Annotated in this window: 22 protein-coding genes; all 22 read left to right on the forward strand. The window is 60.6% G+C overall.

The genetic code is table 11. From position 1 onward, the window contains the following. Positions 1-6: 6 nt before the first annotated feature. Entirely contained in the window at positions 7-774 is a 768-nt protein-coding gene (locus ACN0X0_RS09150) for an SDR family NAD(P)-dependent oxidoreductase (protein ID WP_226552813.1), read from the forward strand. A gap of 55 nt (positions 775-829) precedes the next feature. Beyond that, positions 830-2,110 (forward strand): ABC transporter substrate-binding protein, encoded by a 1,281-nt coding sequence (locus tag ACN0X0_RS09155; RefSeq protein ID WP_417278905.1) that lies wholly within the window; start codon positions 830-832, stop codon positions 2,108-2,110. Between the two features lie 61 nt (positions 2,111-2,171). Further along, positions 2,172-2,900 carry an ABC transporter ATP-binding protein gene (locus ACN0X0_RS09160; RefSeq protein ID WP_417278906.1) on the forward strand — a complete coding sequence of 243 codons (729 nt, stop codon included), beginning with the start codon at positions 2,172-2,174 and terminating at the stop codon, positions 2,898-2,900. Beyond that, positions 2,897-3,607, forward strand: a complete 711-nt coding sequence (locus ACN0X0_RS09165; RefSeq protein ID WP_417263264.1) for an ABC transporter ATP-binding protein — start codon at positions 2,897-2,899, stop codon at positions 3,605-3,607. Before ACN0X0_RS09160 ends, ACN0X0_RS09165 begins: the two co-directional genes overlap by 4 nt. A gap of 2 nt (positions 3,608-3,609) precedes the next feature. Continuing rightward, positions 3,610-4,476: a branched-chain amino acid ABC transporter permease gene (locus tag ACN0X0_RS09170; RefSeq protein ID WP_417278907.1), complete on the forward strand. Its 867-nt coding sequence runs from the start codon at positions 3,610-3,612 to the stop codon at positions 4,474-4,476. 4 nt (positions 4,477-4,480) lie between these two features. Next, positions 4,481-5,458: a branched-chain amino acid ABC transporter permease gene (locus tag ACN0X0_RS09175; RefSeq protein ID WP_417278908.1), complete on the forward strand. Its 978-nt coding sequence runs from the start codon at positions 4,481-4,483 to the stop codon at positions 5,456-5,458. A 223-nt stretch (positions 5,459-5,681) separates the two neighbouring features. Continuing rightward, positions 5,682-7,013 (forward strand): ATP-binding protein, encoded by a 1,332-nt coding sequence (locus ACN0X0_RS09180; protein WP_417278909.1) that lies wholly within the window; start codon positions 5,682-5,684, stop codon positions 7,011-7,013. Beyond that, positions 7,010-8,005: a HupU protein gene (locus ACN0X0_RS09185; RefSeq protein WP_226552822.1), complete on the forward strand. Its 996-nt coding sequence runs from the start codon at positions 7,010-7,012 to the stop codon at positions 8,003-8,005. Before ACN0X0_RS09180 ends, ACN0X0_RS09185 begins: the two co-directional genes overlap by 4 nt. Continuing rightward, on the forward strand, positions 7,998-9,431 hold the full coding sequence (locus tag ACN0X0_RS09190) for a nickel-dependent hydrogenase large subunit (RefSeq protein ID WP_417278910.1): 1,434 nt from the start codon (positions 7,998-8,000) through the stop codon (positions 9,429-9,431). The genes ACN0X0_RS09185 and ACN0X0_RS09190 overlap by 8 nt, the downstream gene beginning before the upstream one ends. A gap of 27 nt (positions 9,432-9,458) precedes the next feature. Then, a complete protein-coding gene (hypF, locus tag ACN0X0_RS09195; protein ID WP_417278911.1) occupies positions 9,459-11,720 on the forward strand; it encodes a carbamoyltransferase HypF in 2,262 nt (753 codons plus the stop codon). Between the two features lie 234 nt (positions 11,721-11,954). After that, a complete protein-coding gene (locus ACN0X0_RS09200; RefSeq protein ID WP_417278912.1) occupies positions 11,955-13,088 on the forward strand; it encodes a hydrogenase small subunit in 1,134 nt (377 codons plus the stop codon). A gap of 3 nt (positions 13,089-13,091) precedes the next feature. Next, positions 13,092-14,882 carry a nickel-dependent hydrogenase large subunit gene (locus ACN0X0_RS09205; RefSeq protein ID WP_417278913.1) on the forward strand — a complete coding sequence of 597 codons (1,791 nt, stop codon included), beginning with the start codon at positions 13,092-13,094 and terminating at the stop codon, positions 14,880-14,882. Positions 14,883-14,896: 14 nt separating this feature from the next. Continuing rightward, positions 14,897-15,094 carry a hypothetical protein gene (locus ACN0X0_RS09210; protein WP_417278914.1) on the forward strand — a complete coding sequence of 66 codons (198 nt, stop codon included), beginning with the start codon at positions 14,897-14,899 and terminating at the stop codon, positions 15,092-15,094. A gap of 2 nt (positions 15,095-15,096) precedes the next feature. Then, entirely contained in the window at positions 15,097-15,879 is a 783-nt protein-coding gene (cybH, locus tag ACN0X0_RS09215; RefSeq protein ID WP_417263256.1) for a Ni/Fe-hydrogenase, b-type cytochrome subunit, read from the forward strand. 308 nt (positions 15,880-16,187) lie between these two features. Next, positions 16,188-16,796: a HyaD/HybD family hydrogenase maturation endopeptidase gene (locus ACN0X0_RS09220; RefSeq protein ID WP_417278915.1), complete on the forward strand. Its 609-nt coding sequence runs from the start codon at positions 16,188-16,190 to the stop codon at positions 16,794-16,796. A gap of 1 nt (position 16,797) precedes the next feature. Beyond that, the gene (locus tag ACN0X0_RS09225) at positions 16,798-17,118 is read left to right on the forward strand and encodes a HypC/HybG/HupF family hydrogenase formation chaperone (protein ID WP_417263254.1); all 321 of its coding nucleotides are present in this window, start codon (positions 16,798-16,800) and stop codon (positions 17,116-17,118) included. Beyond that, on the forward strand, positions 17,115-17,501 hold the full coding sequence (locus ACN0X0_RS09230) for a hydrogenase accessory protein (protein WP_417278916.1): 387 nt from the start codon (positions 17,115-17,117) through the stop codon (positions 17,499-17,501). The genes ACN0X0_RS09225 and ACN0X0_RS09230 overlap by 4 nt, the downstream gene beginning before the upstream one ends. 25 nt (positions 17,502-17,526) lie before the next feature. Further along, positions 17,527-18,366, forward strand: coding sequence for a hydrogenase expression/formation protein (locus tag ACN0X0_RS09235; protein ID WP_417278917.1), 840 nt, complete (start codon positions 17,527-17,529; stop codon positions 18,364-18,366). After that, positions 18,363-19,226, forward strand: coding sequence for a [NiFe]-hydrogenase assembly chaperone HybE (gene hybE / locus ACN0X0_RS09240; protein ID WP_417278918.1), 864 nt, complete (start codon positions 18,363-18,365; stop codon positions 19,224-19,226). Before ACN0X0_RS09235 ends, hybE begins: the two co-directional genes overlap by 4 nt. Positions 19,227-19,229: 3 nt before the next feature. After that, a complete protein-coding gene (locus tag ACN0X0_RS09245; protein ID WP_417278919.1) occupies positions 19,230-20,099 on the forward strand; it encodes a hydrogenase expression/formation protein HupK in 870 nt (289 codons plus the stop codon). Next, positions 20,092-20,433 carry a hydrogenase maturation nickel metallochaperone HypA gene (gene hypA / locus ACN0X0_RS09250; protein WP_417278920.1) on the forward strand — a complete coding sequence of 114 codons (342 nt, stop codon included), beginning with the start codon at positions 20,092-20,094 and terminating at the stop codon, positions 20,431-20,433. Before ACN0X0_RS09245 ends, hypA begins: the two co-directional genes overlap by 8 nt. Continuing rightward, a complete protein-coding gene (gene hypB, locus ACN0X0_RS09255; RefSeq protein ID WP_417278921.1) occupies positions 20,433-21,320 on the forward strand; it encodes a hydrogenase nickel incorporation protein HypB in 888 nt (295 codons plus the stop codon). Before hypA ends, hypB begins: the two co-directional genes overlap by 1 nt. The last annotated feature ends 2 nt before the right edge of the window (positions 21,321-21,322 follow it).

Below are 21,322 nucleotides of genomic sequence, written 5' to 3' on the forward strand. Positions count from 1 at the left end.
GGAACTATGCAAAGCACACTTTTTGACGTGACGGGACGCGTTGCGGTGGTCACCGGCGGTGCGTCGGGCATCGGTTTGGGGATCGCGACTGCGCTGGCCCGCGCAGGTGCAAATGTGGTCATCGCGGACCTGAACGGCACCGAGGCAGAGGCCGTGGCGCAGAGATTGGCGACCGAAACGTCATCGGAAACGATGGGGCTTGCTGTCGATGTGACATCAACCGAGCAGGCCGAGGCCCTGATGGCCAAGACGCTTGAGCGCTTTGGGCGGCTGGACATTCTGGTGAACAACGCGGGCATCGGCATTCACTGTCGGCCCGAAGAGATGACCATGGAACAATGGGATCTCAACGTCGCCGTGAACCTTCGCAGCGTCTTCCATCTCTCAAAACTGGCCTATGACAGCCTGCGCGAGGGCGGTGGAAAGATCATCAATATCGGCTCCATGTATTCCATTTTCGGTGCGGGCGAAGTCCCCGCCTATGCCGCCAGCAAAGGGGGCGTGGTGCAACTGACCAAGAGCCTCGCCGTGGCCTGGGCCGAACAAGACATTCAAGTCAATGCGATCTTGCCCGGGTGGATCAACACGGGCCTCGGCGCGCAAGGGCGTCGTGAGATGGAGGGTCTGAACGAACGGGTGTTGGCACGCACACCAGCCGCCCGTTGGGGAGAGCCCGAAGATCTTGCCGGGGTGGCGGTCTTTCTGGCCTCCGACGCATCAAAATACATCACTGGCGTCAGTATCCCCGTGGATGGAGGCTACTCGGTTGCTTGATTGAAGACGCAATACCCGGCCGGAGGAGACCGGGAAACCAAGAGAGGAGAAAACTATGAATAAAAAAACGCACAACATAGCTCAGCTAAATCGCAGAGGATTTCTGAAAGCAGGGGCGGCCTCTGCGGCAGCGGTGGGTCTTTACAGCCCAGCCTTTGCAGCGGAGCGGACCATCAAAATCGGCATGGTCATGCCGCAGACCGGGCCCTTGGCCTTTTTCTCTGAGCACGTCGATTTCGTGCTCGAACAGGTGCAAAAGGCAACAGGCGGGCAACTGACCATCGACGGACGCCAGATCCCTTTTGAAATTCTTTTGCGGGACAGCCAGTCGAACCCGAACAGGGCGTCCGAAGTCGCGGCCCAACTGATCCTCGATGAGGGCGTCGATCTGATGATCGCCGCCGCGACCCCCGAAACCACCGTGCCGGTTTCGGATATGTGCGAGTTGAATGGTGTGCCCTGTGTGACCAACGACACGCCGCTTGAACCCTATTTCCAGGCGCGTGGCGGTGATCCCGACGCCGGCTTTGAATGGACGAACCATTTCTTCTTTTCCGGCACGCAATCGGCGGGCACGAACCTCAACATGTTCGGTCAGATTGCGTCCGACAAGATGGTCGGCGCGCTCTGGCCCAACGACGGCGACGGCAATGCCTTCGCGCAGAGCTATCCGCCGCTGTTCGACAGCCTCGGATACGGTCTCTCGGACCCGGGCCGGTTTGATATGCCGCTGAGTTCCTATGCCGCAGCGGTCTCGCAGTTCAAAGCCGACGGCGTCGATCTGATCTACGGTGTCATTCCGCCGCCCGAATTCACGACCTTCTGGAACGAAGCCGCTCAGCAGAAATTCCAGCCGAAATTGGTCTATGCCGGGAAGACTGTTCAATTCCCGGCCGCGATCGAACCCTTTGGGGCGCGTGCCGAAGGGCTGATCACCGAGGTGTGGTGGGCGCCGAGCTATCCCTATGCTTCGACCATGACAGGGCAGAGTTCTCAGGAGTTGGCGGATGAGTATGAGGCGGCCTCCGGGCGCCAATGGTCGATGCCGCTCGCCTATCGCCACTCGCTGTTCGAGGTGATTTTCGACGGTCTCAAGCGGGTGCAGGACCTTGACGATCCGGCCTCGATCCAGGCTGCCTTTAACGAGACCGATATGGTGTCCGTCGTGGGGCCGATCAACTTCCAGACGGGGCCGCTTCCGAACACCTGCATGACACCTACGGCGGGGGGACAATGGGTCAAGGGGGACAAGTTCCCGCTGAATCTGGTCATTTGCGACAATGAGTTTGCGCCAGAGGTTCCCGTTCAAGGCGAAGTGCAGCCTTTGACGTATTGAGTCTCTCCCTCAATCCGCAGGGCGGGTTGAGGGGCCTCTTTCCAACGCGATGGAGAAAATCTTGAAACCACTTCTCGAACTTCGAGGGGTCTCGAAAGCCTTTGGCGGCATCGAGGTCTTCAATGATGTCAGCCTCACGCTCGAACCGGGGGCCCGTTTGGGCATTCTCGGCCCAAATGGTGCGGGCAAGAGCACGATGTTCAACCTGATCTCCGGCCTGCATCGTCCAACCGGCGGTGAAATGCTCTACGAAGGTCACAATCTGGGTCAAATGAAGCCTTGGAACGCCTGTCGGCGTGGCATCGGGCGCACCTTTCAAATCCCGCAACCCTTTGGCGACATGACGGTCGCCGAAAACGTGATTGTCGGATGCACATCTGGCGCTGGCTTGGGCCTGCATGAGGCGCGTGATCGCGCGCATGACATTCTGGAGATGACCGGGCTCGGGAATCACCGGGACAAGTTGGCCAAGTCTTTGGCCTTGTTGGACCTCAAACGTCTGGAACTCGCAAAAGCGGCGGCGATGAAGCCCAAGCTTTTGTTGCTTGATGAGATCGCGGGCGGGTTGACCGAGGCGGAATGCGACACCCTTCTCGACATCTTGCAAAAGGTCGTGCGGCGCGACACGGCCGTGATCTGGATCGAACATGTCGTGCATGCGCTCACGCGGTTTGTCGACGAAGTCGCAGTGCTCGCCGACAAGCAGATTGTCGTGCGGGGACAGATTGATGAGGTTTTGGAGAACGCCGAAGTGCGCCGCCTCTATTTCGGAGCGGAGGCAGAGGTATGAGCGCGTTGTTGAGCATTCGGGATCTTCATCTGAACTACGGTCAGTTCGCCGCCTTGCACGGCATGGACATCGACATCGATGCCGGTGAAATCGTCGCCGTCATCGGGGCGAACGGGGCGGGCAAAAGTTCGCTGATCCGGGGCATTTGTGGCACCGAAGGTGAGGCGACAGGCAGCATCACCCTGGACGGGCGCGAGCTTTTGGGGCTGACGCCCCCCGACATCGTTCATGCCGGGATTGGTCTCGTGCCGGAGGGGCGGCGTATTTTTCCGTCGCTGAGCGTCGAAGAGAATATCCTTTTGGGCGGGCAACTGGGACAGCTCCACGGCAAAGACCCGTGGACGCTTGAGCGAATCTATGAACTCTTCCCGGACCTCGTGCCCAAACGCCACATTTCCGGGACGATGCTCTCGGGTGGCCAGCAACAGATGATCGCGATCGCGCGCGCGTTGATGACCAACCCGCGTGTGCTTTTGTGCGACGAGATCAGCCTCGGCCTCGCCCCGACCATCATCGGGCGCCTCTACGAACAGTTGATCAAACTTGCGTCCGAAGGTTTGGCGATCCTCGTGGTCGAACAGGCCATGCGCAAAGCGTTGGAAATTTCCGACCGGTACTACTGCCTGCTCGAAGGTCATGTGTCTTTGTCCGGCGCCTCCGATGAGGCGAATGAGACGCGTGTCGCGCAAGCTTATTTTGGGAGATAGACGTGGAACTGGTAAATACTCTTGTGCAGGGCACGCTTTTGGGCGGCCTTTTCGCGCTCTACGCGCTGGGCCTGAGCCTGGTGTTTGGCGTGATGCGGATCGTGAATATCGCGCATGGCGACTTGATCGTTCTCTTGGCCTACGTCGGTCTGACGGTGACCGATTTTTTCGGGGTTTCCATCGTCTTGGCCGCGCCTGCGGTGCTGCTTTTGGCGGCGGGTGCGGGGTGGTTTCTTCAGCGGGGACTTTTCGAATTCGTGCCGCGGCACGATCCGCTGATCCCGCTTCTTGTCGCCTTCGGTCTGTCGATCATCTTGCAGAACTTGATGCTGCTCGGATTTGGCGCCGACCCACAAAAACTCAGCATCGGGCGGCTCGAGCAAGCCAGCGTTGAAATCCTTCCCGATCTGCATGTCGGCGTCTTCTCGCTGTTGATCTTCGGGGCCGCTGTGGCCCTCATCGGAGGGTTGCAGCTGATGATCTACCGCACCTCTTTCGGGCGCGCACTGCGGGCTGTGTCGGACAACGAAGCGAATGCCGCCATGCTGGGTCTGGATACGCGTGCGGTGTTTCGAAAGGCCTTTGTCATCGTGATGGTGACCGTTGCCATCGCGGCAATGCTCATGTCCGTGCGCGGGAACTTTGATCCGGCCAGCGGTCCGACGCGCCTGTTGACCGCCTTCGAGGCCATCGTGATCGGCGGCCTCGGCTCCATGTGGGGCACCTTGGTTGGCGGCGTCATCATTGGCATTGCGCAAATGGTGGGCGCGCAGATCGATGCCTCATGGCAGGTGCTGTCCGGCCATTTGGTCTTTCTGATCCTTCTCATCCTGCGCCCGCGCGGCCTCTTTCCCAAAAATGACGGGTGACATCATGACTTCTGGATCCCAAAAGCTTCCTCTCGCAGTTCTCGGTCTTTCCGTGGCTGTCATGGTCCCGCTTCCGTTCTTTGTGGACAATGGCACCATGCGCTATTTGACCGACCTGTTTATCATCATGTCCGTCGCTCAATTGTGGAACCTGTTGGCCGGGTTCGGCGGTGTTGTGTCGATCGGTCAGCACGCCTTTGTCGGCGCTGGAGGCTATGCCTTCTTTGGCCTGACAACGCATCTGGGGCTGAACCCGTTCCTGAGCATGGCGCTGACGCTGCCCTTCGGCGCGTTGCTGTCGCTTCCGGTCTTTGCAATCCTAAGCCGCATGCGCGTCGCCTATTTTGCCATCGGCAGTTGGGTGTTGGCGGAGGTCTTCATGTTGGTGGCCGGCAAACTGCCGGGCTTTGGCGGCGGCTCAGGCATCAGCTTACGTCCGCAGATTGTAAAGGCCTTCGGGGCCAGCACCTCGTCGCGGGTTGAGAACATCTATTGGCTCAGCTTTGCCATTCTGGTTCTCGTGATCTTCCTGATCATCCTCGTGATGCACTCGCGCCGTGGCTATTCGCTCCGTGCGATGCGGGACAATGAAACGGCGGCCATGGCGCTCGGCGTCAATCCGAATGCGGTCAAGGCGATGCTCTTTGTGGTCTCCGGCGCGTTCCTGTCGCTTCTCGGTGCCGTGAATACGCTGCAAAAACTGCGGGTGAATCCGAGCGGCTCTTTCAGCCTGACCGACTGGACGGTGTTCATCATCTTCATGGTCGTGATCGGCGGCATGGGGCGGATCATCGGGCCGATCATTGGCGCTGTTCTCTTTGTGCTCCTTAGGGAAAACCTCTCGGGTTACGGGCCGATCTATATGATCATCCTCGGCGCAGCTGCGATTGGGATGATGCTCTTTGAGCCCGGCGGCATCGCGGTGCTGGTGCAGCGCTGGAACTTGAAAAAGACCAGGACACAGGAGGTGGAGGAGGCTTGAGAGCTTTAGTCCCAGTCCTTCCCAGACACGAAGACTGACCGACAAAGAGTGGGGGAGCGTTTTGGGTCTTTTGCGATGACCAAATGCTCCCCCTTTGGCGACAGGGCGTTCATGGAATGCCCGCGCCGGATCGTCTCATTCGCCATATGCGCCAAAACCGGGCGGCATTTCCTATTGCGTCCCAGTGTCTTGCCTGACACGCTTAGGCACCGGAGGCGATCAGATGACGAATATTTCCTCTCGACTGGGTGATGAGCTAAAGCCCGGCTTCGATGACGCGGCGTGGGTCGATGTGCTCGACGCTGTGGACAAGACCTATGCCGAGTTGGTCGATTATCAGGAACAGCTGGAAGCCAGAAACACGGAACTTTCCACGCTGCGCAGCTTCCTTCGGTCGATCATGACCTCGATCTCCGATTATCTCGTCGTGACGGACAAGGACGGGTTTGTCGCCGATCTCAGCCAATCCTTTTGTGCCGCCATTGGTGGCGATAAGGACGCGTTGATCGGGCGGCCCGTCGTAGGGTTCTTCGAAGGCGAAATGCGTGATCGCATGAGTGCGGCCATGTCCGAAGTCGCGCGCGAGAAGGTGGAACAGACCTTTGAAGTCGATCTCGAAACCTTGAACGGGGCGAGCCCGGTGGACTTTCGCGTCGCGCCCCGGCTGGACCGGCGCAAACGGATCAGCGGGTTTATCCTGACCGGTCGGCCGCTTGGCGAATTGCGTCAGGCCTATCATGAGCTTGAAAGCAGCCATGAGGAGTTGAAACAGGCGCAGACCCAATTGGTGCGCACCGAAAAACTGGCTTCTTTGGGGCGATTGCTTGCGGGTGTGGCGCATGAGTTGAACAACCCGATTTCCTTTGTCTATGCCAACACCCACAGCCTGCAAAAATACCTCGACCGCTTTGAATCCTATTTCGAACAGGTGCAATCGGGGGCGAGCCGCGAAGAGCTTGTCGCCTTGCGCGCGGAGCTTAAACTCGAACGTGATCTCAAAAACCTGCGTGTCGCCATCGAGGGCGCGCGGGACGGGGCAGAGCGGGTGCGCGATATCGTCGAAGACCTGCGCCGACTGTCCGCCGAAGGATCGGGAGAGGTGGCGCCCTTCGATGTGACGCAAACCGCCAAGATCGGTGCGCAATGGGTGCAGCGCGGCCTGAAACGTCAGATGAAAATTACGGTGACGGGCGAAAGCTCCTGCATGGCTTTGGGGCGTTCGGGCCATGTCCAGCAGGTGATCATGAATTTGGTTCAGAATGCCGCCGACGCGATGGAGGCCATCGAGGCCCCGGAGATTCAGGTGCGGCTGTCTTACGAAGGCGATATGGCCGTCATGCAAGTCTGCGACAACGGGCCGGGCGTGCCCGAAGACTTGCGTGCCGCGATTTTCGACCCGTTTTTCACCACGAAAGCGGTGGGGCGTGGCACGGGGCTCGGTCTTTCGATTTCTCAAAAGATCGTCGAAGAACATGGCGGGACGCTCAGCTATGTGCAGGGGGGCGCCAAAGGTGCCTGTTTCCGCCTCGCGCTCAAGAGAGGGGATCAGCGTTGAATATCCTCTGGCTGCAATCGGGGGGCTGCGGTGGCTGCACCATGTCGCTGCTCTGTGCCGAAAGCCCCAATCTCATGGACCTCTTTGATGCTGCGGGACTTGAGTTCCTGTGGCACCCCTCGCTCTCTGAGGCGAGCGGGGCGGAGGTGCGTGATCTGTTGCAGGCCATCGAAGACGGGGCCCAGACGCTCGACATTCTCTGTATCGAAGGCTCGATCATTCACGGGCCAAAAGGCACGGGGCGCTACCACATGCTCGGGGGCACCGGGCGCTCGATGCTCGATTGGGTGCAAAGCCTCGCGCCGAAAGCCGCCCATGTCGTGGCCGTCGGCACCTGTGCGACCTATGGCGGGGTGACCTCTGCGGGGGACAATCCGTCCGATGCCACGGGCGTGCAATACGACGGACGTCACAGCGGCGCGGCCTTGCCTGCGACGTTTCGGTCCCGCGCGGGTCTGCCCGTCATCAATATCTCCGGCTGTCCGACCCATCCCGATTGGGTGACCGAAACCTTGATGCTTTTGGCCAGCGACGCCTTGGGCGCGGAGGATCTCGACAGCTACGCCAGACCGCGCTTTTTCGCGGACAATCTGGTGCACCATGCCTGCACCAAGAACGAATTCTACGAATACAAAGCCTCGGCTGAAGAACTGAGCCAGATGGGCTGTATGATGGAGCATCTCGGCTGTATCGGCACGCAGGCGGTGGGCGATTGCAACATCCGGCTCTGGAACGGCGAAGGCAGCTGCACGCGGGCGGGCTACCCTTGCATCAACTGCACAGCGCCAGAATTCGAAGAACCGGGGCATGGCTTTACTGAGACCCCGAAATTCGCGGGCATCCCTGTGGGACTGCCGACCGATATGCCGAAAGCCTGGTTCATGGCGCTGGCCTCTCTGTCGAAACGTGCGACCCCGGAGCGTGTCGCGCGGAACGCGACCGCCGACCGTATCCTCGTTCCTCCCTCCGTGAAGAGCCGCAAGAATGACTGACAATACGACCCTTCTGGTTGGCCCTTTCAATCGTGTTGAGGGCGATCTTGAGCTTCGTCTCGACGTGCAGCATGGCCGGGTCGCGGCAGCCTATGCCAATTCGCCGCTGTTTCGCGGGTTTGAACGCATCATGGAGGGCAAAGGTCCGATGGATGCGCTCACCATCGTGCCGCGCATCTGTGGCATCTGTTCGATCAGCCAATCCATGGCGGCGGCGATGGCGCTTGCGGATTTTGCGGGCAAAACGCCCAGCCCGGACGGCGCGAAGGTCGCCCAGCTTTTGCATATGGTCGAAAACGTGTCCGACCATCTTATGCATTTCAATCTCTTCTTCATGCCGGATTTCGCGCGCCCTGTGTATGCCGACCGGCCTTGGCACGGGCGCGCGGTGGACCGCTTTACGGCGGCCAAAGGATCAGCGCTGAAACGCGCGACGGAGGCTCGCGCCGGGCTGTTGCATATCGTGGGGCTTTTGGGCGGCAAGTGGCCACACACCTTGGCGATCCAGCCGGGTGGCGTGACGCGCGCGCCCTCTGCCCGTGACAAGGTGCGCCTGTCGGCCGATCTCGCCGCCTTTCGCAGCTATCTCGAAGAGGTGATGTTCGGTGCGCCTTTGGAACGGTTTCTGGAGTTGGAGACCCTCGATCAGGTGAGCGGATGGGAGACAGGCGATGTCGCGCTGTTTCTGAGCATCGCGCAGGATTTGTCGCTCGAAGGCTCGGGGCTTGGGTCCGGGCGCTATCTCTCTTTTGGGGCCTATCCCTCGCCCAATGGCACGGTGTTTGAACGTGGCACTCTTGTGGACGGCCTCTCCGGTCCCTTGCATCCCGAACAGATCGTCGAGGAGATTTCGCACAGCTGGATGCTGGGCGAGGCGGCACATCCGTCGAACGGCATGACCCGCCCGGATGAAGAGATGCGCGATGAGGCCTATAGCTGGTGCAAGGCGCCACGTCTTGCCGGGTTGACCTATGAAACCGGGGCGCTCGCGCGGCAGGCGATCGATGGCCATCCTTTGGCAAAGGCGCTGGCGCGGGAGGGCTCCGTGCGGGCGCGCGTTCTGGGCCGCGCTTTGGAACTGGCCCGGACACAGGTCGAGATGGAGCGCCTTCTGGCCTCCATCGATCCGCGCGCGCCGTTTATGCGGCATGTCAAACTGCCGAGTGACGGCGAAGGCGTCGGTCTGGTCGAGGCGGCGCGTGGCGCCTTGGGGCATTGGATGCGTGTCGAGGGCGGGCGTGTGACCTCGTATCAGATCATCGCGCCAACGACGTGGAATTTCTCGCCCAGAGACGAAAGAGGTGTGCCGGGGCCCGTCGAGGCGGCTCTGGTCGGCGCGCCGGTTCGGGCGGGCGAGGACACGCCCATTTCGGTGCAGCATATCGTGCGGTCCTTTGACCCCTGTATGGTCTGCACGGTTCATTGAGGACCCGCGCACGAAGGAACTGAGTATTTGGGCAGCAAAGGAAACCAGAGCGGATTGGAAATCCGGGTGCGCGGTCAGGTGCAGGGCGTGGGCTTTAGGCCCTTTGTCTGGCGGCTGGCGCGTGAGATGGGGCTGACCGGAGATGTGCGCAACGATGCGGAAGGTGTGTTGATCCGCCTGTTCGGTGAGGCGAAAGGCTTTGAAGAGCGGTTGCGCGCGGAGAGGCCGCCGCTAGCGCGGATCGACGCGGTCGAGTGTCGTGACATTCAAGGCGGGGTGGAGGGGTTCGAGATTGTGGCCTCCCAAACCGGCGCCGCCCGCACCCGTGTGGCGCCCGATGCGGCGACCTGCGAGGCCTGTCGCCAAGAGGTCTTTGATCTCAATGAACGCCGGGCCGGATATGCGTTCACCAACTGCACCCATTGCGGACCGCGGTTCACCATTGTCGAACGCTTGCCCTATGATCGCGGCCACACGACCATGGCGCCTTTCGAGATGTGCGCGGCGTGCCGTGCGGAATACGACAGCCCCGAAGATCGCCGCTTTCACGCCCAGCCGGTGGCTTGCCCGGACTGCGGGCCTCAGCTGTGGCTTGAGCCCAAGGGCGAAGGGGACCCGCTTGCTCAGGCGGCGCGCTTGCTGCGTGACGGGGACATCCTCGCTGTGAAGGGCTTGGGCGGGTTTCATCTGGCCTGTGACGCGCGGAACGCCGAGGCGGTTGCGCGGCTCAGACAGCGCAAACATCGCCCGGCCAAGCCCTTTGCCCTGATGGGCACCATGGACATGATCCGCGACTGGTGTGACATGAGCGCGTCTGAAGAGGCGCTTTTGCGCGATCCGGCGGCGCCCGTCGTCTTGTTGACCGCGCGGCGGATGCCCGAGGGGATCGCGCCGGGGCAGGCCACATTGGGCTGGATGCTGCCCTATACGCCTCTGCATCACCTGTTGATTGCGGCGGTGGGCGGGCCTTTGGTGATGACCTCGGGCAATCTTTCGGGAGAGCCGCAGGTGATCGGCAATGCGGAAGCCTTGGAAAAACTCTCCGGCTTTGCCGATGCCTTTTTGATGCATGACCGCGACATCGCCCGGCGGATGGACGACTCGGTCGAGCGGATCACCCCGCACGGTCCAATGGTCCTGCGGCGTGCCCGTGGGCGGGTGCCGGGGACTTTGCCCTTGCCCAAAGGGTTTGAGGCCGCACCACAGATTGCCGCCTATGGGGGCCAGATGAAGGGCGCGATTTGCCTGATCAAAGACGGGCAGGCGCTTTTGGGGCATCACCTTGGCGATCTCGATGACGCGCTGTGTTATGAGGCGTTCCTCAAGGCGGACGCGGATTATGCCGAGCTGTTCGATCATCATCCGGAGGTCGTGGCCTGCGATCTCCACCCGGAGTTTCGCGCCTCGATCCATGCGCAATCGAAAAAACTGCCGGTCGAAGAGGTGCAGCACCACCATGCGCATTTGGCGGCCTGTTTGGGCGAGAATGGCTGGCCTTTGGGCGGCGGCAAGGTGGTTGGCGTTATTTTGGATGGCACGGGGTTTGGCGCCGATGGCACGGTCTGGGGCGGCGAAATCCTACTTGGCGATTATCGTGAGTTTGAACGCAAGGCCTGGCTCAAACCTGCGCCCTTGATCGGGGGCGATATGGCGGCGAAAGAGCCGTGGCGCAATGCTCTGGCGCGGCTGGATCAGGCCGGGCTGTCGGAGTGGGCCGATGAGGCATTTTCCGACAAACCTCTGGCGATGGCGCGGATGGCGGTCGAAAAGGGCGTGAATTGCCCGATGTCGTCGAGCGTTGGGCGCCTTTTCGATGCGGTCGCGGCCATTCTTGGGATGTGCGTCGATCGTCAAAGCTATGAGGGCGAGGCCGCAATGCGGCTTGAGGCTTTGGCGCGGACCTCCGGTGGTTTGTCGCGATACAGTCTTGCGATTGGGGTGCCGGTCGCGTCCATGGTGGGGGGCGCGCTCGATCCCTCAGAGATGATCCGGCATTTTGTCGCCAAGCGTGACGCGGGCGCTCGCGTTGCCGATTTGGCCTTCGCATTTCACCTGTGGCTCGTGCGGTGCTTTGAGGGGGCTGTGCTCTCGGCCATGGCCGGGACGGAAGCGCAGGCGGTGGCCTTGTCGGGGGGATGTTTCCAGAATGCTTTGCTTTTGGACCTGACACTCAGTTCGTTGAGCGACGCTCTGCCGGATACCCCCGTTCTGATCCATAGCAAAACCCCCGCCAATGACGGTGGTCTGGCGCTTGGGCAGGCTCTTGTCGCTGCGGCGCGGCGCCTTTGAGCAAGCGGCAAGTACCTTTCCGCTTCGGCGGTCTGGCGGTTAGTCGCTTCCCGCCACTTTAGAGCTCACTTTTGGTATCTTTTTGAAACTCATGAAAAAATAAGGCACGACAGTTTGTCGCGCTCTGTTTGTTTTGCGCCCCTCTCCGGGCGAGACTGAGGATCGAGGCATTGTATGCCGTCGCATTCGCACGTGGCCACAAGGCCCGATCACTCGCCGAAGGAGGGACGCATTTTGACCGATTTTTCGGAGACCAGTACCGCAGGGCAGGCCACAGCTCAGATTGAGACGTTCTACGACGTCATGCGCCGACAAGGGATCACGCGCCGGTCTTTCATGAAATATTGTTCGCTGACAGCGGCCGCGCTGGGCCTGTCGCCCGCCTTCGTGCCGAAGATCGCGCATGCGATGGAAACCAAACCGCGCACGCCGGTGATCTGGGTCCACGGGCTGGAATGCACCTGTTGCTCTGAGAGCTTCATTCGCTCCGCGCATCCGCTTGCGAAAGACGTGGTGCTGTCGATGATCTCTCTGGACTACGACGACACGTTGATGGCCGCCGCCGGGCATCAGGCCGAAGCGGCGCTGGAAGAGACCATCGAGAAATACAAAGGCAACTACATCCTGGCTGTTGAGGGCAACCCGCCGCTCAATGAGGACGGGATGTATTGCATCATCGGCGGCAAACCCTTTGTGGATCAACTCACCCATGCCGCCAAACATGCGAAAGCGATCATCAGCTGGGGGGCCTGCGCGTCCTATGGCTGTGTGCAGGCCGCGAAACCAAACCCGACGCGCGCCACGCCGGTCCATAAGGTCATCACCGACAAACCGATCATCAAGGTGCCCGGCTGTCCGCCGATTGCCGAGGTTATGACCGGCGTGATCACCTATATGCTGACCTTTGATCGACTTCCGACACTCGACCGCCAGGGGCGGCCGGCGATGTTTTATTCCCAGCGGATTCATGACAAGTGCTATCGCCGGCCACATTTCGATGCGGGCCAATTTGTCGAAACCTGGGACGACGAAAACGCGCGCAAAGGCTACTGCCTCTACAAAATGGGCTGCAAGGGCCCGACCACCTACAACGCCTGTTCGACCGTGCGCTGGAACGAAGGCGTGTCCTTCCCGATCCAATCGGGCCACGGCTGTATCGGCTGTTCCGAGGACGGATTCTGGGATCAGGGGTCTTTCTATGACCGGGTGACCGATCTCACGCAATTCGGCGTCGAAGCCAATGCCGACAAGGTCGGTCTCGCCGCCGCCGGTGTGGTGGGCGCAGGTGTTGCCGCCCATGCCGCCGTCTCCGCGCTGAAAACCGCGCAACGCAAAGTCCAAGACTCGAAAAAGAAAGAGGAGGCGTAAACCATGGTCAGCACTCCCAACGGTTTCAACATCGACAATTCCGGCCAGCGGATCGTCGTCGACCCGGTGACACGGATCGAAGGTCACATGCGCTGTGAGGTGAACGTCGATGAGAATGGCGTGATCCGCAATGCGGTCTCTACAGGCACCATGTGGCGCGGTCTCGAAGTGATCCTCAAAGGCCGCGATCCGCGCGACGCTTGGGCCTTTACCGAGCGCATTTGCGGTGTCTGCACCGGCACCCATGCGCTGACATCCGTGCGTGCGGTGGAGGATGCGCTGGGGATTATGATCCCGGACAACGCCAACTCGATCCGCAACCTGATGCAGCTGGCGCTGCAAATCCACGATCACATCGTGCACTTCTACCATCTGCATGCTCTCGACTGGGTGAACCCGGTGAACGCCCTCAAGGCGGACCCAAAAGCCACCTCCGAGCTGCAGCAGGCGGTCTCTCCGTCGCACCCGCTTTCCTCCCCCGGGTACTTCCGTGACGTGCAGAACCGCCTGAAAAAATTCATTGAAAGCGGCCAATTGGGCCTTTTCAAGAATGGCTATTGGGACAACCCGGCCTATAAACTGCCGCCCGAAGCGGATCTGATGGCGACGACCCACTATCTGGAGGCGCTCGATCTTCAGAAGGAAATCGTCAAGGTCCACACGATCTTTGGCGGCAAGAACCCGCATCCGAACTGGTTGGTGGGCGGCGTGCCGTGCCCGATCAATGTCGATGGGGTCGGCGGTGTCGGCGCGATCAATATGGAACGTCTGAACATGGTTCAGTCGATCATCCAGCAAACGCTCGAGTTCAACCGCAACGTCTATATTCCGGATGTCATCGCGATCGGCGGCTTTTATCGCAACTGGCTCTATGGCGGCGGTCTCGCGTCCAAAGCCTGTCTGGCTTACGGCGATATTCCCGAGCATCCGAATGACTTCTCGCCGGAACAGCTCCACATGCCGCGCGGTGCGATCATCAATGGCGATCTCTCGACCGTCTACGATGTCGATCCGCGCGACCCGGAGCAGGTTCAGGAATTCGTGGACCACAGCTGGTACACCTATGGCGAACCGGGCAAGGGGCTGCATCCTTGGGACGGGATCACCGAGCCGAAATACGAGCTCGGGCCGAATGCCAAGGGCACGCGCACCAATATTCAGGAGTTGGACGAGGCCGCGAAATACAGCTGGATCAAGGCGCCGCGTTGGAAAGGCCATGCGATGGAGGTGGGTCCGCTCGCGCGCTACATCATCGGCTATGCCAAGGGCCACGAGGACATCACAGGGCAGGTCGACGGCTTGCTCAAGACGATGGACCTGCCGTTCGATGCGCTGTTCTCGACGCTGGGCCGCACGGCGGCACGCGCGCTCGAATCCGAATACTGCTCGCGTCTGCAACAGCACTTCTTCGACAAGCTGGTGACCAACATCAAGAACGGCGACAGCTCGACCGCGAATGTCGAGAAATGGGACCCGAGCACCTGGCCCGCCGAGGCGAAAGGCGTCGGCATGACCGAAGCGCCGCGTGGGGCCCTTGGCCATTGGATCAAGATCAAGGACGGTCGCATCGAGAACTATCAATGCGTCGTGCCGACCACTTGGAACGGCAGCCCGCGCGACACCGCGGGCAATATCGGCGCCTTCGAGGCTTCGCTTTTGGACACGCCGATGGAACGTCCGGAAGAGCCGGTGGAAATTCTGCGCACGTTGCACAGTTTCGACCCGTGTCTGGCCTGTTCGACTCACGTCATGTCGCCGGATGGTGATGAGCTGACCACGGTCAAAGTGCGTTAAGGGAGGAGAATATCATGAAACTTGGTTTTGCAATCGCATCCATCACTGCGGCGCTGGCCGCCCCTGCGCTGGCCCATGAGGGCCACGCCACCCTGCCGGGGCCTGAGGGCCACACCGAGGCGCATATTGTCATGGTCGGCGTGGCGGCTGTGGTCGTTTGGCTGATCGTCAACACGGTGAAAGCGCGGGCGTCCAAGCGCAAGGAGGAGTGACGATGGCGGATCATGACTCCATTCACCATCCGAACCCCAACATGCCGCTGCCGATGGAGGCCTCGCGGCTGACCGGGGACGCACGGGACGAGGATATCGAGAGCATCCGCAATCAGACCTCGGTTTTCGTCTATGAGTGGCCGGTTCGGGTTTGGCATTGGGTCAATGCGCTGGCGATCACCATCCTGTGCATCACCGGGTGGTTCATCGCCTCGCCCCTGCCGTCGATGCAGATCGCCGAAGCCACGCATCAATTCGTCATGGGCTACATCCGCTTTGCGCATTTCGCGGCGGGGATGATCGTGACTGTGGGCTTCTTTGGGCGTATCTATTGGGCGTTTGTGGGCAACCATCACGCCAAACAGCTGTTCTATCTTCCGGTCTGGAAAAAACGCTGGTGGCAGGAAGTTGTGTTCGAACTGAAATGGTACGCCTTCCTTGAGAAGGAGCCGAAGAAATATGTGGGCCACAACCCTCTGGCGCAGACGGCCATGTTCTTTTTCATGACGCTGGGGCTGACTTTCATGATCCTGACTGGATGGGCGCTTTATTCCGAAGGCACGGGGCAGGGCAGTTTTGCGGATCATGCTGCGGGCTGGGTTCTCACGCTCTTCGGCAACAGCCAGATCGTGCATTCTGTGCATCATCTCGGCATGTGGTTCATCGTGGTTTTCATGATCATCCACATCTACGCCGCGATCCGCGAAGATATCCTGTCGCGCCAGTCCATGGTCTCGACGATGATCTCAGGCACCCGGACCTTCAAGGACACGCGCCCCGAATAAGGCGGCGAGTCAGGCGAGCATACAGGAAAGGCGGGGCAATGCTCCGCCTTTCCTGTATTGTCAGTTTCCGTTTTTTTCACAAACTGGAAAGTAAGATTCCATTTCCTTTCGATGGGGTGAGCTGAGTGGATGAAATCTTCGAGTGTTTTTCAGGACTTAACAGTATTCCATAGTATTCTGAAATTTCGGTGAAGGCGAAAATCAGAAAGCCTATGATCGGTGAACGCAAATATCGGAAATAAACCATCCACTTTTGAAAGACGCGAAACGCGCGATGAGAGCGGTGGATGAGACGGGAGGGAGAGCAGATGACTGCAAAGGTTCTTGTTCTTGGGATCGGAAATGTCCTGTGGGCGGACGAGGGGTTCGGCGTGCGCTGCGTCGAAACTCTGGCGGAAAGCTATGCCTTCGGGCCGGAGGTGCGGCTGCTCGATGGCGGCACGCAGGGTCTCTACCTTTTGCCGTTTCTCGAAGAGGTCGACACGCTTTTGGTGTTCGACGCCGTGGATTACGGCCTGACGCCGGGCACGTTGAAAATCGTCGAAGACGACGAGGTTCCGGCCTTTATGGGCGCCAAGAAAATGTCCCTGCACCAGACAGGGTTCCAGGATGTCATCGCGACGGCCCAACTCATGGGCTATTGCCCGGAAAAACTGATCCTGATCGGCTGTCAGCCCGAAGAGCTCGAAGATTACGGTGGCGGGCTTCGCGATGTTGTCGCCGCCCAGATTGCCCCCGCGCTTGCCATCGCGGTCGAGAAACTGCGCGCGTTCGGCATCGAGGTGCGCGAAGGTCGGACCGAAAGCAATGATCTCGCCGATCCGTCGATCCTGCGCGGGGCCTACGAAGAGGGGCGCCCCTCCGAGGACGAGGCCTGCCGTGTCGGAGACGACCGTTTCCTGCCACAAGGCGCCTGACATGTGCGTCGGTGTTCCTATGCAAATCCTCTTTCGCGAGGACCTTGCCGCGACCGCGTTTGACGGCACGCATAAACACTTGATCGATCTCGCCCTCACGGGACCGGTCGAACCGGGCACTTGGATTCTGACCTTTCTCGGAACCGCCCGCGAGGTGATTTCGGAAGAGGAAGCCCTCAAAATTCAAAAGGCTCTGGGCGGATTGGCCGCCCTGATGGAAGGGCGTGATCTGGGCGATGCTTTCGCCGATCTCGACAACCGTGAACCACAATTGCCGCCGCATCTGCAGGCCGCACTCGCCAAAGGGGAGACCACCGCATGAGCCACCCGCTGATTGATCGCCTGACCGCTGAGATGGGCTGGTCGCTTTTGGAGACGGACCAGGATGTCGCCGAATTCACCAACCGTCCGGGCGTGCATGTCCTGTTCATTCCGGGAGACGCGAAACGCAATCTGGAAACGGCCGATGTGGCGGTGATCCTGCCGGAGCTTAAACTGACTTTTCAGGGCAGGTTCGACTGTGCCGTTGTGGCCGATCCGATTGAGGCAAAGCTGCGCGAGGCGACCCGTGTGCTGAAAACCCCGTCTCTGTTGTTCTACCGCGAAGGCGTCTTTCTCGCGGGCATTCCCAAGGTGCGGGACTGGGACGATTACGTGAGCCGCATCGCGCAAATCCTTGCGATGCCGACACCAGAAACCGCTTGAGCCAGAGCGCCTGAGGGAGACACAGATGGTCAATAATTTCCAATTGCCGCCCATGGGGTATGGTCCCGGATCGCAACCGTCCGAAGAGGATGGAACCGAGCTTGAATACATGCAGATGCCTCAGGACATGCGGACCTATACAACGCATTATCCGGAAGTGGAGCTCGGCGATGAGCTGAAGCCGGCGCTCGATCTGCTTGCCCGCCTGTCGGAGGCCTGCGGTCAGGTGGCTGAGGGCGCCGATGTCGACCCTTTCGATCTCTCGACACTCGACGCGCCGAACCGCGCCCTGATCGCCGAAACGATGGGGTCGGGCGAGGTGGCGATGAAAGTGCGGGGTCTGCCGTCGATCAAGGTTCAGGAAAGTGTCTTCGCCGGTGTCTGGATGCTTCAGGCTGCGGGGCTTGATGTGATCGAAGTCGGGAGCGTGCCGCGCATTGCGCGCACCTCGGCTTTCAAACCGATGCGGGCCGGGCAGGGCGCAGATGCGCCGCGCAATCCGGCGGTGGTCAACGCGCCGCCGCTTCTGGTCGAGCTTGAGGACAAATCCAAAGCCTATATGCCCGGCGCGGAGGCGCATGTGATCAACCTGACGCTTTTGCCGCATACCGAAGAGGACCTTGTTTGGCTCGATGTCGCCTTGGGACAGGGCGCGACCGACATTCTGTCGCGGGGCTACGGCAATTGCCGGGTGTCAGCGACGGCCTTGCCGCATGTGTGGCGGGTGCAGTTCTTCAATTCGATGGACACGCTCATTCTCGACACCTTCGAGGTCACCGAGATGCCCGAAGTGGCGCTGGCGGCCAATGAGGATCTGATCGACAGTGGCGAGCGTCTTCGCGAAGTGTTGGAGGCCATCCAATGAACGGGATTGGGACGACAATCGGGTTCGAGGGGTCCTTTCTCGGGGCCAATGACAAAATCTCCGATCAGGCGATCATGGAGTGCAAAATTTGCTGGACGCCCTACGATCCGGCAGAGGGGGACGACACGCGGCAAGTGCTCCCCGGCACCCCGTTTCTCGCCTTGCCAGACGATTGGAAATGCCCCAATTGCGATGCGCCCAAGGAACAATTTCTCGTTTCCGAAGACCCCGGTTCGGACGCGATGCAGGCCGCGGCACGGCTGGCGCGGCGCACCGAAGCCTTGGTGCGGGATTTCACCGAGGTTTGGCACGCCAAGATGCGCGACGTTCCGATCGTCAACAAGGTGCTGCATGTGCAGGCCGTGGGGTTCATGGAATATGAAGGCCGGCCTCTGGGCGTTCTGATTTCGCCGTGGTTCATGAATCTCGTTCTCTTGCCGGGCGAAGGCGAGGATTGGGAGGGCCTCAAGGCGGGCGAAAAAGAGGTCTTGTCTTTTCCCTCCGGGGACTATGAATTCATCCACAACACGCGCGAACAAACGGGCGGATATAAGGCCTGTTCCCTGTTCTCTCCCATGGGGGATTTTAAAACACAGGCGCAGGCCGTCGATGTTGGCAACGCGGTGATGGTCGCCCTGTTTCAGGAAGAACACCGGGCTGAGACGGATCGCAGCGCGGACATCCGGGCGGCACGCGAAGAGGAGCTGGCCGCCGCCGAGGCGGCTGAACGCGAGGCCGCTGAGCGTGAAAATCGCGCAGAGGGGATGTCCGACGCACCGACGCGCCGCCAGATTTTGACCGCCGGGCTGAGCGAAACATCTGAGCCCAAAGACGTGATTGCCTCCGAGGAGACCGAATAAACCATGTCTGTCACCGCGTTCGACACAGGCGATTTGCGCGCGACGCTGCCCCCGGCATTGCCGGTGGCCAAGCTCGTGATCGGCAAACCTGTCGAAGAGGTGGCGGCCTTGGTGCCTCGGGTGTTCAACCTGTGCCGGAGCGCTCAGGAGCTCGCCGTGAATATGGCGCTGGTCCTGCCGGTCAGTGCGGATATGACGGCCCATTTGGCGCAGGATTTTGCGCGCGATCATCTGGTGCGCCTGGGGATCATCTTGCCCCGGCACCTCGGGCTGGACCCGCTGCCGATCGCACAGGGGGCCGACGCCCTGTTGCCGGAACGCCTTCCTGAGACCTCCGAGGAGTTCGACGCATTTCTGCAAAGTGACAAGGGACTCGGGACTGTTTTGCGCCGCCTCAAAGGCCTTTTCGACCCCGGAGAGGCTGCGGCGCAGGTCGGGGCTGTGTCCGACCAAAACGTGACACAGGCCGGCGCCTGCGAAAACTCCGTGGCGGCTCGCCAGTCCAGGCATCCGCTGATGCAGGCTCTTGAGGCGTCGCAGGGGCGCGGTCCCTTGTGGCGGACCGTGGCGCGGGTGTTGGATCTGGCGGCCTCTGCGCGCGGCGATGTGCCTGCGCCGAAGAGACTCGCCGAGGGGTGGGTCGTCGTTCCGGCCTCGCGCGGCACCTATGCCATGCGGGCGCGCGTCGAGGCGGGTGTCGTCACGCAGTTCGAACGCGTCACCCCGACCGACCACATGATGGCACCGGGCGGGATTATGGCGCAGTCTTTGGCCAGCCTGCCCGAGACGAAACACGCGTTGGCGCCGCTTGTGGTCGATGTGCTCGATCCGTGCAGCCCGGTGAGTTTGAGCGGAGGGCGTATGCATGCATGAGATGTCGCTTTGCGAAGGCATCCGCTCGGTGATCGAGGATGCTGCCGTGAAAAACAAATTCAGCGGTGTGAAAACCGTGCGCGTCGAGATCGGCAAATTCGCGGGGGTGGAAAAGCCCGCGCTTGAGTTTGCATTTGAGGTGGTGATGCGCGGCTCTGTCGCCGAAGGTGCGATCTTGGAGATGATCGACCTGCCGGGGGCTGCGATGTGCTACGACTGTATGAAGCAGGTTGAAATCGAGAACCGGCTCGACCTCTGCCCGACTTGTGGCGGCGGCAAGCTGATGCCCATCGGGGGCGATGAAATGAGGATCAAGGACTTGGAGGTGCTCTGATGTGTACTGTATGCGGATGCGGAACGGCGAGTGTGGAGGGCCACGGTCACCATCATGATCACCATCATGATCTCGGTCATCCCCATGATCACTCGCATGATCACACCCATAGCCACGGCCACGCTCATGACCACCATCACCACCATCACGGGGATGACATGCATTTCGGACAGGGGCCTGCGGGCGTCGAAGTGCCCGGCATGACGCAAGAGCGGCTGATCGAGATCGAGACGGATATTCTCGCGAAGAACGACCGCTACGCCGAAGCGAACCGCGCGGCACTCTCTGCTCTGGGCAGCTTTGCAATCAATCTCGTCTCCTCGCCGGGATCGGGCAAAACCACGCTGTTGTGCAAGACCATCGAGATGCTGGGCGACCAGCCTCTGGCCGTCATCGAAGGCGATCAGCAAACCGCCAACGATGCCGAACGCATCCGCGCGACAGGTGCCAAGGCGGTTCAGGTCAACACCGGCAAGGGCTGTCATCTCGACGGGCATATGGTCGGACATGCGATGGAGCACCTGTCGCTGGAACAAAACGCCATGCTCTTTATCGAGAACGTCGGCAATCTCGTCTGCCCGGCCGGGTTCGATTTGGGCGAAGACTGCAAAGTGGCGGTGATTTCGGTCACCGAGGGCGAGGATAAGCCCCTGAAATATCCTGATATGTTCACCGTCTCCGAGATCGCGCTGCTCAATAAGGTCGATCTTGCCCCCTATTGCGATGTCGATCTCGATCTCTACGAGGCGAACCTGCGGCGCGTTAATCCGGGCATCGACATTCTGCGCATCTCGGCCAAGACCGGTGAAGGCATGGAGGCTTGGGTCCAATGGCTGCGTGATCGTCTTGCGGCGAAACCGACCGCAGCATCGGTCGCGCAGGGCTGATC

Origin of the sequence: Celeribacter sp., assembly GCF_048270365.1 — a bacterium.
In the GTDB taxonomy this organism is placed as follows: domain Bacteria; phylum Pseudomonadota; class Alphaproteobacteria; order Rhodobacterales; family Rhodobacteraceae; genus Celeribacter.